The organism is Pseudoduganella sp. HUAS MS19, from assembly GCF_053615455.1.
In genome coordinates this window covers 5,875,906-5,890,440 of the sequence record NZ_CM132133.1, presented here as the reverse complement: position 1 = coordinate 5,890,440, position 14,535 = coordinate 5,875,906, and the positions used below count along the sequence as shown (strand labels likewise).

Genomic DNA, 14,535 nt, shown 5'->3' with positions numbered 1-14,535 from the left:
AGATAAAACCCTTATAAGGAGACAGTACGTATGGAACGTCGTTCCTTTATCAAGAAGGCCGCAGCAGGTGCGGGCGCAGGAGTTATCGCCGCACCGGCTATCGCCGCCGAATTGCCGGCCATTACCTGGCGCCTGGCATCGAGCTTTCCCAAATCCCTCGACACCATTTACGGCGCTGCCGACACGTTCACCAAGCGCGTCGCGCAGCTGACCAGCGGCAAGTTCAATATCCGCGTATTCGCCGCCGGCGAGATCGTTCCGGGCCTGCAGGTGCTTGATGCGGTACAGGCGGGAACGGTGGAATGCGGCCACAGCGCGTCTTACTACTATTACGGCAAGGACGCGACGTTCTCCCTTGACTGCGCGGTGCCGTTCGGCCTGACTTCCCGCCAGCACACTGCCTGGTACGACCAGGGTGGCGGCAAGGAACTGCTGCGCGCTTTCTATAAGGACTACGGCGTGATGAACTTCATCGCCGGCAATTCGGGCACCCAGATGGGGGGCTGGTTCCGCAAGGAAGTGAAATCCGTGGCCGACCTGAAGGGCACCAAGATGCGCATCGCCGGCCTGGCTGGCAAGGTGATGGAGCGCCTGGGCGCGGTGCCGCAGCAACTGGCCGGCGGCGACATCTATCCTGCGCTGGAAAAAGGCACCATCGATGCGGCGGAGTGGGTCGGTCCGTACGACGACGAAAAACTGGGCTTCTACAAGGTCGCGCCGTTCTACTACTATCCGGGATGGTGGGAGCCGGGTGCTTCCTTCACGCTGTACGTGAACATCAAGGAGTGGGAGAAGCTGCCGAAGGAATACCAGGGCGCCATCGAAGCCGCGGCTTATGAGGCGCACGTGGTGATGCAGGCCGAGTATGACTTCAAGAATCCAAGCGCATTGGGGCGCCTGATGAAGAACGGCGTCAAGCTGCGCAACTATTCCAACGACATCATGGAAGCTGCCTACAAGGCTAGCAATGAGCTGATGGCAGAGGAAGCGTCGAAAAACGCCAAGTTCGCCAAGATCTACGAGCCATGGAAGCGCTTCCGCAGCGACCAGAACCAATGGGCGTCGGTGGCGGAATCGACCATGCAGAACTTCTTGATCAAGGCCGGGCGAGGAGGCAAGTAATCGCAGCAGGCGCCGCAGCAGTCATCCGGCGCTGCGGCGTGTCGACCAGTGGCAGCTAAACCACTGCAGCGTTGACAGACTCGGGCCGCCGCGCAAGCAGGTGGGACAGCCGTTGAAGCCCCGCCTGCAAGCGCCCACGGTCCTTGATGTTGCCCAAACAGATCCGAATGGCATTCACGGATGCGCTGCCGGTGGCGAATGCCTCCGCCGGCGAAACGGCGATGCCTTCATTGTCGGCTGCGCGTGCGAGCTGCGAGGCGCTCCAGTACCCCGGCAACTCGAGCCATACATGAAGGCCGTCGCCAGCGCCGCCGTACCGCCCCGCCAGGATATCCCGAGCCATCCGGTGGCGCAGCCGCGCCTCGTTGCGTACGCCTTCCATCAAGCCGTCAGCCGAACCTTCGAAGATCCACTGGGTGGCCAGAGCTGCCGTCAGAGGCGCCACCATCAGCGCAAATGATCTCAGGGCGGCCAGAAAACGCTCACGTTCGTTCGGGTCGCGTATCAGCACGAAGGCGACACGCAAGCCGGGCGTCAGGCATTTTGACAGGGTTGAGATGTAGTACACCTGTGCCGGGGCAAACGTGGCGATCGGTGGCGGCGGCGTATCGGCAAGGCGCCAGTAGGGATCGTCCTCGATGATGCGTACATTGCAGTGCCCCGCGATGCTGGCGATTTCCCTGCGCCGGTGTTCGGGCATGGTGATGGCGGTCGGGTTCTGTAATGTCGGATTGAGGTAGACCAGCCGAGGCCTGTGCCGGCGGCAAGCTTCCTCAAGCATTCCAGGCACCATCCCATGCTTGTCCGCTTCCACCGCAATGATGTGACGGCTGAATTGGGCCGCAGCGGCACGCAAGCCGGGATAACTCATTGGCTCGGCCAGGATAGTATCGCCAGGCTCCGTCAGCGCCAAGATCAATGCGGCAATTGCCGCTTGCGCACCCGGACAGACCACAATCTGTCCAGAATCCAGGTGTCCAAACATCGGTTGAAGCCATTTGGCTCCCGCCTGGCGATCGGCACCGCTGCCCCCAGCCAAGTGGTAAGTCATCAGCAATTCATTATCTGCCCGCATCAGTACTTGAGACAAACCTTGTTTCAACATATCGTCGAAGTCCACGCCATCCGGCGGCGGTGGGGTATTCATGCTGAGGTCTAGGAGCGAGGTCAATTCAACTTTCGGCACTGCCACATAAGTGCCTCGCGCGCCGCGGCCCTCCAGCAAGTTGCGGCGCCGGGCTTCGTCGTATGCCCGCGTGATGGTCGTCAGGTCGACGTCCAGCTGTGCTGCCAACTGGCGCTGCGGAGGCAGGCGGTCGCCTGGTTTCAGCGATCCGTCTGCCAGCGCGGCCTGCAACGCATCCGCAATCTGCAAGAAACGTGGCCCGCCCTGCGCTGCCAATCGCGGCAACCACATTGGCAAATGCTTATCTTGTATGGCTTTTAGCTGGGGCATTTTGTCTCAATGTATGGATCTTGCTTTCAAGTATGCTCAAAACGTGCAGCAACTGTCAAGTAATCGCCTGGAAATACTCGAAATGATGGATTGGATCCCGATAGTCTTAGTTACGTTCAAGTTTCTCGTGCTCGGCACCGGCATGTTCTTCGCCATCAAGTGGCATTACGATCAAGGGGTGAAGAAGAAGGGGAAGGAAAAGCGCGCGGTGCTACGCGCCGGCGGCCAAGTGGCCGTCGTTTTTTTGCTATCGCTTTTATGCCTTGGGGGCGCCACCGTCGGCCTTAGCAGGATGCTCGGTTTGGGCTTGTCGTTCCCATGACGGCGAGGATGCCGCTTAGTGTAGATCGATATCGGTGAAAAATACGGTCGATGGAATATGAGTTGTAATCTGGTTCATAGCCTTAAGGCTGGCCGGTGAGGCAAGTAATGAAGGCGCGGGCCGCCGCCGTCATGCGGCGCTGCGGCGTGTAGATCAGCGAGAAGGGCCGGCTGCGGCCCTTCAATTCCGGCAATACTTCCACCAGCGCGCCGCGTTCAAGGCGGTCTTGTGCGATGAAGCGGAAGGTCTGGCATATGCCCAGGCCGGCCTCCGCCAGCGATACCACGCCCAGCGCATCTTCCGTCACCTCCAGCGCCGAAGCAGGCGGCCAATCCAGTTGATCGCCATTGCGCATGAACTGCCAGGGTACGGCGCGCCCCGTGCGTGGCAGCAGGAAGGTCAGGCAATCGTGCTGCGCCAGCGTCTCCAGGTCGCGCGGCAGACCGCGTCGTTGAACATAGGAGGGCGAACATACGAGGACCAGTTCGGCATCTTCCAGTTTGCGCGCAATCATACTGCTGTCCTTCAGTTCTCCCTGCCGGATGGCGAAGTCGAATTTTTCGGCCGCCAGGTCGACATTGCGATTACTGATATTGAGATCCACCCGCACAGAGGGATAGCGCAGCTTGAAACGCTGTAATTGATCTGGAAGGCGGAAATGACCGTAAGTCGTGGGGGCGCTAATGCGAATGCGCCCCCTTACCTCACCGCCTTGGCTTTGCACGGCGCGCTCCACCTCGTCGATCATGGTCAGGGCAGCGCGAGCTTGTTCGTGGTAGAGCGCGCCGGCGTCGGTCAGGCCCATGCTGCGCGTTGTTCGGCGAAGCAGTTGGAGGCCCAAACGTTTCTCCAGGCGGGCAAGTGAACGGCTGATAACCGATGGCGTGGTAGACATGGCAACTGCAGCAGCGCTGATCGAACCGCGCTCGACGACGGTGATAAAGGCCTCGACATCGCTCAGATGGTCGTATTTGCGACTCATTTTTGCCTTTAAGGGAAAAATAATGTGAGTTTTGGACAGTTTATATCCTTCGGTGTAGTGAATAAAGTGGCGGCATCAACCCTGAATACGAAGGAGTCAACAATGATGAAGAAACTCGCTGCCATCACCCTTGCTGCCGCTGCACTGAACGCGCACGCCGGCAATGTGCTGGTCGTGCTGTCCGACGAAGCCACGCTGGACCTGAAAGCCGGCAAGACCTTCCAGACCGGCTTTTACCTGAATGAGCTGATGCAGCCGGTGAAAATGCTGCTGGATGCGGGCCACACGGTGACCTTCGCCACCCCCAACGGCAAAGCGCCGACACTGGACAAAGGTTCGGTCAACGCCATGTTTTTCGGCGGCGACCAGGCAGCACTGGATGCGCACCGCAAGCTGCTGGAGCAACTGCGCCTGACCGACAGCGCCCATTCGCCGGTGGTCAGCCTGGCGCGCGTTGAGCAGCAAGGCTATGGCAAGTACGATGCGGTCTATGTGCCGGGCGGCCACGCGCCTATGCAGGACTTGCTGACCAGCCCCGCCCTGGGCAAAGTGCTGGCAGCTTTCCACCGGGATGGCAAGCCGACTGCCCTGGTCTGCCATGGCCCGATCGCACTGCTGTCTGCCATGCCGGATGCCAAAGGCTTCACCATGAAGCTGGCGCAAGGCGCCACGCCAACCCAGCCGAAATGGATCTACTCCGGCTACAAGGTCACCGTCTTCACCAATGATGAAGAGGAAGCATCCAAGGGCCAGCTGGGCGGCGGAGAGATGAAGTTCTACCCGCAGACTGCGCTGCAAAAGGCTGGCCTGCAATTCTCCAAGGCCGCCAACTGGCAGGGCAATATGGTGACCGACCGTGAACTCATCACCGGACAGAATCCCGCTTCGGCCCCGCTGGTGGGCAAGGAATTGCTGGCACGTCTTCAAAAGTAATATGATGGGCGCATGAGCTATGCGCCCAATCCCGAAGGACTGCGCTCCGCGTTTGCTGCGGAGCGCTTCACGTTTGAAGAGACAACCATTCAATTCTCGCTGGCCGAAGCCGGCCAACTGGCCATCTGCTCCGGCAAGGTCGCTGCCGGCGATGCCAAGGCCGAAAGTGCGCCGCAGCCATTCACGCAATGCGTGCCGAACGGGGTATATCCCGTCACGCTGGCCATGGCCAGATTGGAAAACGGCGACGAACGTATTGCATATGCCCGTGTACAGCTTGGCGGCGTGCCGGTCGCCCATTGGTACCCGGCGCTGACCGCCGCGCAGGACGCGCGCACGCTCAAGCCGGGCGACGTCTTCGGCTACAGCCTGGAGTCGGGAACAGCCTGCTTCATGGACCCCCAGGACGGTCCGGAAAATGCCGTCACTTTTCCCGCCGGCGGCGAAAGCGGCCCTTACGCTTCCTACTTCGGTTACAGCGCCGATGGCCGCGTCGTCAGCCTGGTAACGGACTTCGCTGTGGTTCCCAACATACACGACGCACCGCCGTCGGGCCGCAGTTGGTGGAAACGCTTACTGTTCTTCTGGAAGTGACAATCTGCCAGAATTGAAGGCACTCCTGCCGGGTAAGATGGCGGTATGGATAATCTGTCAACCAATGAACGCGTCTTATGGAGCGGCGCCCCGCGACAGGGCCTGGTGCTGCGCGCTTCCGATTTGCTGATGATTCCATTCAGCCTGTTGTGGGGCGGCTTTGCGCTGTTCTGGGAGTATTCCGTCTTCAGCTCCAATGCGCCGCTCTTGTTCCGCCTGTGGGGCATTCCCTTTGTGCTGGTTGGCCTGTACATGATTGCCGGCCGCTTCGCGGTCGAAGCCTGGCAACGTGCCTATATCGACTATACGGTGACCAATGAGCGCATCGTCATCCGCTCGGGCATATTCAAGCGCCGCATGAAAACCCTGGACTTGCGCGCCTTGGGCGAATTCTCACTGACCGAAAACAGCAAGGGCGAAGGCACGATCGCGTTCGGCGTTTCTCCGGCGGGGAATATGTTCAGCGGGCTCGCCTCTTGGCCAGGCGTTGAAGAGCTTCCGCGTTTCGACACCATCGCCGAAGCGCGCAAGGTCTACGAGATCATTTGCAAAGCGCATTCCGTGGCTCACCACACGCGGCCATTCGGGCAGCGCCTGGGTTAAGGAGCAAAGCGCAAGCCAGCGGGGAAACGAATACCTTCCTGTTCGCGTCCAGAAAGGCCCATGTTCGGCGCAGTTCACAGCACAGGCTTTGCGCGGGCTCGAAACTGGCAACTTCCCGGACCCGCGCCTAACATGAAGCATGACCAGCAAACGCCAGATTGAGCGCCTGCCTGCGCTGCATTTCGAGCCCGAGGCGCCATCCATTGTCCCGCCGCATATGCGCGCTCCCGGCCAGCCCGGGTACCCGCAGGCACGCGAACTGGAACGGCTGCGCCGCCAGCACGTCACGCGCGTGCGTAAGCTCAGCCGTAAATAGTCACAGTTCGATCACGCGTGCGCCGCGGTCGTAGCTGCGCACGAATTGCTCGATCTCATCCACAGTAATGGTGTCGAAGTGGCCGCGGATGCGCGGGCCGGTCGGATGATCGTCGAAGGCGACGTTGGCGCGGAACAGGCGCGCGCCGACGCGCGAACCGAGGCCGATGTCGATGCCCGACGGACGAAAGCCCGCATCATTCAGCCATTTCTGTGCCTCGGCGCGGGTTTCCACCTTGCCCGGCGCGGCACTGGCGGCGGCCAGCGTCTCGAGCACCCACTGGTTGGAGTTCTGGTAGCGTGTCGACCAGGCATAAGACAGCATGCTGTACTTCGGTTCGTGCAGGCGCATGGGTGTGCGCGATGCCAGCACCTGTTCCAGTCGTTCCTGCACCTCCGGCGAAGGCAGGATCAGTTGCGATTTGTACTGATACAGGCCGCTAAGGAAGAAGTTGCCCAGGCCGTCGTTGTACAACGCGGAGTTCGCAGTGCCGCAATCGTTCAGCAGCTGCACCACCACCCAGCGGCCTGCCGGATGATCGCGCCACGCCAGGCCGACGTGCGAATAGCGCAGGCCGTACTTCGACAGGTCCTGTCCGGCGCGGGCGATGATCGCAACCTGCGCACCGCTGTCATCGAGTTTGCGCATGCTGCGCTGGGCCAGGTCCAGCGAGCGTTGCACTTCGTCCACCGACAGCGGCTTGTGTTCGCAGTGCTGGCCAGCATGGGCCGTACCGGCCATCGCGCAGGCCAACGAAACTGAAAGGAGCAGGCGCTTCATGGCTTAGCTCACGCGGCTATGGTGCAGCAGGGCCTTGCCCAACTCGTTCGGGATGAAGGCAATCACCTTGCCCGATACTACCAACGCGTGGCCGGCCGACATGGCCACGGCGCTGACTGCGGTGCCGGTAGCCACCGAGACGCCTTCCAGCGCCTTGCCGCTGAATTCGACGGTGGCCTTGCTGCCGTCGCCCACGGCCTTCAGCACGACCACCACGCCTTCGCCGATCACCTCGACCGATTCGACCACCAGCGAACCGCCGGCAAACACGGTCAGCACGGAACCCGCCACCACGACAGCGGACAAGCCGCCAACGCCCTTGCTCAAAGCTTGCGAACCATCCGCCGCCTGGCTGCTGGCGCAAGCGACAGCGAGCAGGGCGGCGATCAGGGTGCGTTTCATTTTTTGCTCCACAGGTTAAAGGAGCGGCCATCTTGCTGCCGCGGCGGCGGCCGGGCAATCGTCGTGCGCACTGTAGCGTCGGCTCATGCTGGTGGTATCATATTCCGATACTTATTGTGGGAATTTCAAGCATGTCCAACGTCATCCGCCTGGTCGACGCGCTCAAGCGCCAGCTCAAGGCACGCGGCATCACCTATGCAGTCCTCGGACAGAAGATCGGCCTCTCCGAGCCCAGCATCAAGCGCATGTTCGCAGCCCGCAATTTCACCCTCGACCGGCTGGAGCAGGTCCTGGCGGTGCTGGAGATGGATTTCGCCGAACTGGCGCAAGCCAGCGCCGACACGCCGCAACTGATCTCGCAGCTCACCTATGCGCAGGAAAAGGAAATCATCAGCGACACCAAGCTGCTGGTGGTGGCGGTGCTGGCGCTGAACCAGGTGCCGATTGAAGAAGTGGTGGCCAACTACAAGATCAGCGCCGCCGAAGCGACGGCCTGCCTGCTAAGACTGGACAAGATCGGCTTCCTGATGCTCAAGCCGAACAACAAGGTCAAGCTGCTGGTGTCGCGCACCTTCAGCTGGCTGCCGAATGGGCCGATCCAGGGTTTCTTCCGCGACGAAGCATACAGCGATTATTTCGACAGCCGGTTCGACGGCCATCATGAGGTGCAGCGGCTGGTGAGCGTGATGCTGTCGCAGCAATCGACGCGTCTCTTGCTGGACCGTTTGAAGCAGGTGGCAGACGAATTCTCGCTGCAGCACCAGGATGATGCGCGGCTGCCGTGGGAACAGCGCCGCGCCGTGACCATCATGCTGGCAGCGCGCCCGTGGATACCGAAGGCATTCAGGGCGCTGCTGCGCTAAAGCTTAAAAACGGCGCAGGGAGCGCAGCACCGGCTGCAGCACGTCCGCACCCAGTTTGGCGGAACGGGCGCCGTTCCAGCCCACCAGTTCGTCCGGATCGTTGGCGTTGTCCTTGAACGGCAGTTCCAGGGTCAGCGACAGGCAGCCGAACAGGTGGGTGATGTGCGGGGAACCCATGGTCAGCACTTCCGGCGTGTAAGGCGAATCGGGGTAGCCAAACTCGGACTGGAAGTCCGGCGATGCCAGCTTGAAGTCGGCGATGAACTTGTCCTGCGCCGCCTTCTGCTCCCTGGTGAAATTCGGCAGGGCGTCGCTGCCGGCCACAAAGACGTAAGGCAGGCCTTCGTCGCCATGCACGTCCAGGAACAGGTCGCAGCCGATTTCCTTCATCTTTTCCTTGACCAGGAACACTTCAGGCGAACGCTCCATGGTCGGCTCGTTCCACTCGCGGTTCAGGTTCGCGCCGGCGGCGTTGGTACGCAGGTTGCCGCGTACGGAGCCGTCCGGGTTCATGTTCGGCACGATGTAGAAGCAGGCGTCCTGCAGGCACTGGCGGGCATACGGGTTGGACGCATCGAGCAGGGCTTCGACCATGCCTTCCACGAACCATTCAGCCATGGTTTCGCCAGGGTGCTGGCGCGCGATAACCCACACCTTTTTCTCGGCCTGCTGGTCGCCGATGACCAGCAGGTTCATGTCGCGGCCTTCCACGGTGCTGCCCAGGTCGACCAGCTCGGCCAGCGGATGCAATTGCGCGGAATCGAGCAGGGACAGGTGGCGTTCCCACGAATACGGCTCGAAGTAAGCGTAGTAGACGGAATCGTGCTCCGGCGCGTGCTCGATGGTCATCACTTCGCCATCGAAGGAAGTCGGGACGCGGAACCAGTTGTCGCGGTCGTAGGAAGCGACAGCGTTATAGCCCTTCCAGCCCTCGGCATAGGCAGCTTTGCCAGCGTTCAGGAAACGGATGGACAGCGGCACGGCCTGCGCGCCCTGAACACGGAAATAGAACCACTGGATGATGTCCGCGTGGGAATCCTTGCGGATATTGACGTCGATATCGCCAGCGGAGGTAACGCTGACCACATCGATGGCGCCAGCATCGAACTGGCTGCTGATCTTGATAGACATTGTGTGTCCTGTCGGAAAAATAAAGCGCGGCGCGCGAAGCCCGACATGATACACCAGCCCCTACGGCCGCGCCCGTGTCAACCTTGGGGTCAGACCCTTTGCTTGCCATTTATGGCAAGCAAAGGGTCTGACCCCAAGGTTGACACGGGCTCTACTGCAGGCTGCCGAAGCGGTGGTGGAAGCTGGTTTCGGGTTGCGGGGCGCTGGGGTCTTCGCGGCGCAGGGCGGTGAAGATGTGATGCTCGGCGGGGGCGCTGAGCTGGCGGTAGAGCTGGCTGGCCAGTTCGTAGGCGCGGGCGCCGGGCCAGGGTTCGGGCAGCAGTTCGATCGGCAACTGCGGGTCGTGCAGCTGCACGCGGCGGTAGGCGTGGATCAGCAGGGTGCGCAGCACGAAGGCTTGCTCGGGATCGATCCCGTTTGCGTCAGCCAGCAGGGCGGGCAATACGCTGAAGGTGGCAACGAACTTCTCGTAGCCGGCCGCCACTTCGCTGAGATCCCACCCTTCCGCCACCATCTCGCCCAGCGGCCGCGCGCGCAGGCCGGGCACTTCGCTGGCCTGCACTACATACACCTTCTGCAGCAGGCCTAGGCGCGACAGCAGCGCTTCCAGCGCCTCGGCATCGCCGGCGGGATGACCGGCAATGCCGGGGGCGATCACGCTGTAACCTTCCCACAACAGCTCCTTGCGCAACTGGCCGCGTGCGGGGGCGTCGAGGCCGTCGGTGGCCAGGACCAGGGTCCACCGGCCGTTCCAGTGCACGTTCAGCGGGGCGTAAATGCGGCGGAAGGCGCGGCTGAAGCGGCGCATGGCATCGGGCGTGATGGCGTAGCTGCTGCGGCGGCCGTCGCGCTGGGCGCCGAGCCACCCTTCTTGCGCCAGGCGGAATACGGCGGTGCGCAGCAGGCGGTCGTTGACGCCGAAGGGGGCCAGCAGTTCGATCAGGCTGCCGGTCCAGACCATGCCGCCGTGCGGGACGATGGCGTCGCCGAAGATGGTCATCACCAGCGATTTCGAGCGTGGCGGGTCGCTGGCCAGGAATGCTTCGATCCAGCCATTGATTTTCTGGTTTTTTTGCATAGAACCGATTTTATACACTGTCATTGATCTGGATACAGAATTTTTAAATGACACACAAAATTCGTTTGCAAAGCAGTTTTTGTATCGTATTATGAAGCTATCCCGAACAAGGAGGCCCTCCTTATGTACGCACAAATGGTGGAAACCGGCCTGAAAAAGGTCCAGGCCGCAGAAGATATGGACGCGCAGGAGCGCGCATTCCAGGCGCGCATCGACGCCGGCGTCAAGATCGAGCCGAAGGATTGGATGCCGGAGGCTTACCGCAAGACCCTGATCCGCCAGATTTCCCAGCACGCCCACTCCGAAATCGTTGGTCAGTTGCCCGAAGGTAACTGGGTGACCCGTGCGCCGACCCTGAAACGCAAGTCCATCCTGCTGGCCAAGATCCAGGACGAGGCCGGCCATGGCCTCTACTTGTACAGCGCCGCCGAAACCCTGGGCGTCTCGCGCGACGAATTGCTAGCGGCCCTGCACAGCGGCAAAGCCAAGTATTCCTCCATCTTTAACTACCCGACCCTGAGCTGGGCGGACATGGGCGCCATCGGCTGGCTGGTGGATGGCTCGGCCATCATTAACCAGATCCCGCTGTGCCGCTGCTCTTACGGCCCGTATTCGCGCGCCATGATCCGCGTCTGCAAGGAGGAGTCTTTCCACGCGCGCCAGGGCTACGACATCATGATGTCGCTGGCCAAGGGCACGCCGGAGCAGAAGGCGATGGCGCAGGATGCGTTGAACCGCTGGTGGTGGCCTTCGCTGATGATGTTTGGTCCTTCCGACGCCGCTTCCGTCAACAGCGCCCAATCGGCGCAGTGGCGCATCAAGCTGTTCTCCAACGATGAACTGCGCCAGCGCATGGTCGACCAGACCGTGCCCCAGGCCGAATTCCTGGGCCTGACCATTCCCGACCCGGACCTGAAATGGAACGAGGAGCGCGGCTCTTACGACTTCGGAGAAATCGATTGGGAGGAATTCCACCAGGTCTTGAAGGGCAATGGCCCTTGCAACCGCGAGCGCCTGCGCACCCGCGTCAAAGCTTATGAAGACGGCGCCTGGTTCCGCGACGCGCTGGTTGCCTACGCCGACAAACACAATAAGGATCGGGCCGCGGCCTGAGAGGAGACAAGATGAGCAAAGAATGGCCACTGTGGGAAGTCTTCATTCGCAGCCAGCACGGCCTGGCGCACAAGCATGTGGGGAGCCTGCACGCTCCGGATGCGGAGATGGCAATCAACAATGCGCGCGACGTCTATACGCGCCGCAATGAAGGCGTGAGCATATGGGTGGTGCGCGCCGCCGATATCGTTGCCAGCGCGCCGGCCGACAAGGGGCCGTTGTTCGAGCCTTCCAACAGCAAGGTGTATCGCCACCCGACCTTCTTCCCGATGCCGGAAGAAGTGAAGAACCTGTAAGGCGAACTCCATGGATAACAAGGTCAATTACCTGCTGCGCCTGGGCGATAATGCCATGGTGCTGAGCCAGCGGCTGTGCGAGTTGTGCGGCAAGGGGCCGGCGCTGGAAGAGGATATGGCACTGTCCAACGTGTCGCTCGACCTGCTGGGCCAGACCCGCCTGTGGTACAGCTATGCCGCCGAACTGGAGGGCGCCGGCCGCGACGAGGACAAGCTGGCTTACCTGCGCGACGCGCACGACTACAAGAACGTGCTGCTGGTCGAGCAGCCGAACGGGAACTATGCGCACACCCTGGTGCGGCAGTTCTTCTTCGATACCTGGCACTACTTCCTGATCGGCGCGCTGACCCGCTCGTCCGATCAGCGCATCGCGGAAATCGCCGAGAAGTCGCTGAAGGAGGTCACTTACCACCTGCGCCGCAGCGGCGACCTGGTAGTGCGCCTGGGCGACGGCACCGATGCTTCGCACCAGTTCACGCAGACTGCGGTCGATGAACTCTGGATGTACACCGGCGAAGTATTCAATTACGACGCCATCGATGAGGCCATGGTGGCCGAAGGTGTTGCGCCGCCGGCCGCCATGCTGCGCGAACAGTGGCTGTCGCATGTCTCGGACATCCTCGGCGAGGCGACGCTGGCCATGCCGCCGGCCGATGCCTGGATGCAGAAGGGCGGCAAGCAGGGACGCCACACCGAGCACCTGGGTTACCTGCTGGCCGAGATGCAGTTCCTGCAGCGGGCTTACCCCGGTTCGGAGTGGTGATGGACGCGCCGCAGCGCAGTCTTCAGCCGGGAGTAGCCCCGGCAGGCCAGGGCGCCGCCGCAACGCCGCTCGATGCCGCGCGGGTTTGGGCGCTGCTGGAACAGGTTTCCGACCCTGAGATCCCGGTAATTTCCGTGGTGGACCTGGGCATCGTGCGCGATGTGCAGGTTACCGGCTCTTCGTCGTGCGCTGTCACGATCACGCCGACATACTCCGGCTGCCCGGCCATGCAGGTGATCGCCGAAGCGGTGCAAGGTGCGCTGAAAGACGCCGGCATCGGGCAGGTCGACATCATCACCCGCCTTTCACCGGCCTGGACGACCGACTGGATGAGCGATTCCGGCAAAGCCAAGCTGAAAGGCTACGGCATCGCGCCGCCGGCGCAGAAGGTGGTCGACATCAGCGGCCTTCGCGCAAATGCGCCGCGCCGCATCGATGCGGTGCAGCCGGCAACGGGTTCGCCCGAGGCCCTGCGCGCCGGCGTCGCGCGCGGTGCCGTGCCTGCGCCGAAAGTGATCTGCCCGCACTGCGGCTCCAACCACACCGAAATCACCAGCCAGTTCGGCTCGACGCCCTGCAAAGCCCTGTACAAGTGCCTCGATTGCCGCGAGCCGTTCGACTACTTCAAGTGCCACTGACACCATGAGCAAATTCTATCCACTGTCCGTCGCCAAGGTGCAGCAGGAAACCCGCGACTGCATCGCCGTCACTTTCGCCGTGCCTACCGAACTGCAGGACAGCTTCAAGTACCAGCAAGGCCAGCACCTGACCCTGCGCACGAGCATCAATAACGAAGACGTGCGCCGCTCGTACTCGATCTGCTCCGCCGTGCAGGACGGCGCCTTGCGCGTGGCGATCAAGCGCACGCCGGGCGGGACGTTCTCCACCTGGGCCAATGAGTCGCTGAAGGCCGGCGCCACCATCGAGGTGATGCCGCCAATGGGCCACTTCAACGTGCCGCTCGACGCCGCGCAATGCAGGAACTACCTGGCTTTCGCCGCCGGCAGCGGCATTACGCCTATCCTGTCGATCATCAAGACTACGCTGTTGACGGAGCCGACCAGCCGTTTCACCCTGTTCTACGGGAACCGCGCTTCCTCGTCGGTGATCTTCAAGACGGAGCTGATGGAGCTGAAGGATGCTTACCTCGAGCGCCTGAACATCGTCTACGTGATGTCGCGCGAACAGCAGGACATTGAGCTGTTCAATGGCCGTATCACGAAGGAAAAGACCGAGCAATTCCTGCAGCACTGGATCGATATCAAGGACTACGACACTGCCTTCATCTGCGGTCCGGAAGACATGATGCTTGGCGTTTCCGCCGCCTTGCAGGAGGCTGGCATGCCGAAGTCGGACATCAAGATCGAACTGTTTGCCGCCAGCATTCCAAAGCACCAGCATAAGCCCCGCGTGCAGGCTGACGCGACGCCGCACCTCACCGAAGTCACCGTGATCATGGACGGCAGCGCCGCCAGCTTTACCATGGAAAAGGACAAGGAGTCGATCCTGGATGCCGGCCTGCGCGCGGGGCTGGACATGCGCTATTCCTGCAAAGGGGGCGTATGCTCTACCTGCCGCTGCAAGATGGTGGACGGCAAGGTGGACATGGACGTCAACTACGCGCTGGAAGACTACGAGATTGCGCGCGGCTTCGTATTGAGCTGCCAGGCATTTCCGGTCACTGATAAAGTGGTTATCGATTTCGACCAGGCGGAATAAAACCGGCACTTGGCCTGCGACCGCCGCGTAGCAGTGTCCGACCCTGCGGGTCAGACACTGAT

At 61.7% G+C, this 14,535-nt stretch carries 18 protein-coding genes; 12 read left to right on the top strand and 6 right to left on the bottom strand.

The features are described from left to right. Positions 1–30 precede the first annotated feature (30 nt). Positions 31–1,122 carry a TRAP transporter substrate-binding protein gene (locus ACWBU6_RS26945; RefSeq protein ID WP_452646397.1) on the top strand — a complete coding sequence of 364 codons (1,092 nt, stop codon included), beginning with the start codon at positions 31–33 and terminating at the stop codon, positions 1,120–1,122. Positions 1,123–1,177: 55 nt separating this feature from the next. Here ACWBU6_RS26945 and ACWBU6_RS26940 read toward each other — a convergent pair whose 3' ends face one another. Further along, positions 1,178–2,578, bottom strand: a complete 1,401-nt coding sequence (locus ACWBU6_RS26940) for an aminotransferase-like domain-containing protein (RefSeq protein ID WP_452646396.1) — start codon at positions 2,576–2,578, stop codon at positions 1,178–1,180. 82 nt (positions 2,579–2,660) lie between these two features. On the opposite strand from ACWBU6_RS26940, the gene ACWBU6_RS26935 reads away from it, so the two are divergent. Next, positions 2,661–2,900: a hypothetical protein gene (locus tag ACWBU6_RS26935; RefSeq protein WP_452649623.1), complete on the top strand. Its 240-nt coding sequence runs from the start codon at positions 2,661–2,663 to the stop codon at positions 2,898–2,900. An 82-nt stretch (positions 2,901–2,982) separates the two neighbouring features. On the opposite strand, the gene ACWBU6_RS26930 is transcribed toward ACWBU6_RS26935, so the two are convergent. After that, a complete protein-coding gene (locus ACWBU6_RS26930) occupies positions 2,983–3,882 on the bottom strand; it encodes a LysR family transcriptional regulator (protein ID WP_452646395.1) in 900 nt (299 codons plus the stop codon). Positions 3,883–3,984: 102 nt separating this feature from the next. On the opposite strand from ACWBU6_RS26930, the gene ACWBU6_RS26925 reads away from it, so the two are divergent. The 4 genes from ACWBU6_RS26925 to ACWBU6_RS26910 all read left to right on the top strand — a co-directional run bounded on the left by ACWBU6_RS26925 (position 3,985) and on the right by ACWBU6_RS26910 (position 6,328). After that, a complete protein-coding gene (locus ACWBU6_RS26925) occupies positions 3,985–4,815 on the top strand; it encodes a type 1 glutamine amidotransferase domain-containing protein (RefSeq protein WP_452646394.1) in 831 nt (276 codons plus the stop codon). A 12-nt stretch (positions 4,816–4,827) separates the two neighbouring features. Next, on the top strand, positions 4,828–5,409 hold the full coding sequence (locus tag ACWBU6_RS26920) for a DUF4241 domain-containing protein (RefSeq protein WP_452646393.1): 582 nt from the start codon (positions 4,828–4,830) through the stop codon (positions 5,407–5,409). Between the two features lie 45 nt (positions 5,410–5,454). Further along, complete coding sequence (locus ACWBU6_RS26915) at positions 5,455–6,012, top strand: hypothetical protein (RefSeq protein ID WP_452646392.1); 558 nt, start codon at positions 5,455–5,457, stop codon at positions 6,010–6,012. A 139-nt stretch (positions 6,013–6,151) separates the two neighbouring features. Next, complete coding sequence (locus tag ACWBU6_RS26910) at positions 6,152–6,328, top strand: hypothetical protein (RefSeq protein ID WP_452646391.1); 177 nt, start codon at positions 6,152–6,154, stop codon at positions 6,326–6,328. Here the strand turns inward: ACWBU6_RS26910 and ACWBU6_RS26905 are convergent, their stop codons facing one another. Together ACWBU6_RS26905 and ACWBU6_RS26900 are read right to left on the bottom strand one after the other, a co-directional pair. Continuing rightward, on the bottom strand, positions 6,329–7,108 hold the full coding sequence (locus ACWBU6_RS26905; RefSeq protein WP_452646390.1) for a DUF2145 domain-containing protein: 780 nt from the start codon (positions 7,106–7,108) through the stop codon (positions 6,329–6,331). A gap of 3 nt (positions 7,109–7,111) precedes the next feature. Beyond that, complete coding sequence (locus tag ACWBU6_RS26900) at positions 7,112–7,510, bottom strand: hypothetical protein (protein WP_452646389.1); 399 nt, start codon at positions 7,508–7,510, stop codon at positions 7,112–7,114. 131 nt (positions 7,511–7,641) lie between these two features. Between ACWBU6_RS26900 and ACWBU6_RS26895 the strand changes: the two genes are divergently transcribed. Further along, positions 7,642–8,373, top strand: a complete 732-nt coding sequence (locus ACWBU6_RS26895) for a helix-turn-helix domain-containing protein (protein WP_452646388.1) — start codon at positions 7,642–7,644, stop codon at positions 8,371–8,373. Between the two features lie 3 nt (positions 8,374–8,376). Here the strand turns inward: ACWBU6_RS26895 and ACWBU6_RS26890 are convergent, their stop codons facing one another. Both ACWBU6_RS26890 and paaX read right to left on the bottom strand, forming a co-directional pair. Then, positions 8,377–9,504 carry a M14 family metallopeptidase gene (locus ACWBU6_RS26890; protein ID WP_452646387.1) on the bottom strand — a complete coding sequence of 376 codons (1,128 nt, stop codon included), beginning with the start codon at positions 9,502–9,504 and terminating at the stop codon, positions 8,377–8,379. 151 nt (positions 9,505–9,655) lie between these two features. Continuing rightward, positions 9,656–10,582, bottom strand: coding sequence for a phenylacetic acid degradation operon negative regulatory protein PaaX (gene paaX, locus ACWBU6_RS26885; RefSeq protein ID WP_452646386.1), 927 nt, complete (start codon positions 10,580–10,582; stop codon positions 9,656–9,658). Between the two features lie 123 nt (positions 10,583–10,705). Between paaX and paaA the strand changes: the two genes are divergently transcribed. Genes paaA through paaE form a run of 5 tightly spaced genes read left to right on the top strand, consistent with a single transcriptional unit; the run spans position 10,706 to position 14,473 of the window. Then, positions 10,706–11,695 (top strand): 1,2-phenylacetyl-CoA epoxidase subunit PaaA, encoded by a 990-nt coding sequence (paaA, locus tag ACWBU6_RS26880; protein WP_452646385.1) that lies wholly within the window; start codon positions 10,706–10,708, stop codon positions 11,693–11,695. Between the two features lie 11 nt (positions 11,696–11,706). Continuing rightward, positions 11,707–11,991, top strand: coding sequence for a 1,2-phenylacetyl-CoA epoxidase subunit PaaB (gene paaB / locus ACWBU6_RS26875; RefSeq protein ID WP_055929062.1), 285 nt, complete (start codon positions 11,707–11,709; stop codon positions 11,989–11,991). 10 nt (positions 11,992–12,001) lie between these two features. Further along, entirely contained in the window at positions 12,002–12,754 is a 753-nt protein-coding gene (gene paaC / locus ACWBU6_RS26870; protein WP_452646384.1) for a 1,2-phenylacetyl-CoA epoxidase subunit PaaC, read from the top strand. Further along, positions 12,754–13,392 carry a 1,2-phenylacetyl-CoA epoxidase subunit PaaD gene (gene paaD, locus ACWBU6_RS26865; RefSeq protein ID WP_452646383.1) on the top strand — a complete coding sequence of 213 codons (639 nt, stop codon included), beginning with the start codon at positions 12,754–12,756 and terminating at the stop codon, positions 13,390–13,392. The genes paaC and paaD overlap by 1 nt, the downstream gene beginning before the upstream one ends. 4 nt (positions 13,393–13,396) lie before the next feature. Continuing rightward, positions 13,397–14,473: a 1,2-phenylacetyl-CoA epoxidase subunit PaaE gene (gene paaE / locus ACWBU6_RS26860; RefSeq protein ID WP_452646382.1), complete on the top strand. Its 1,077-nt coding sequence runs from the start codon at positions 13,397–13,399 to the stop codon at positions 14,471–14,473. The last annotated feature ends 62 nt before the right edge of the window (positions 14,474–14,535 follow it).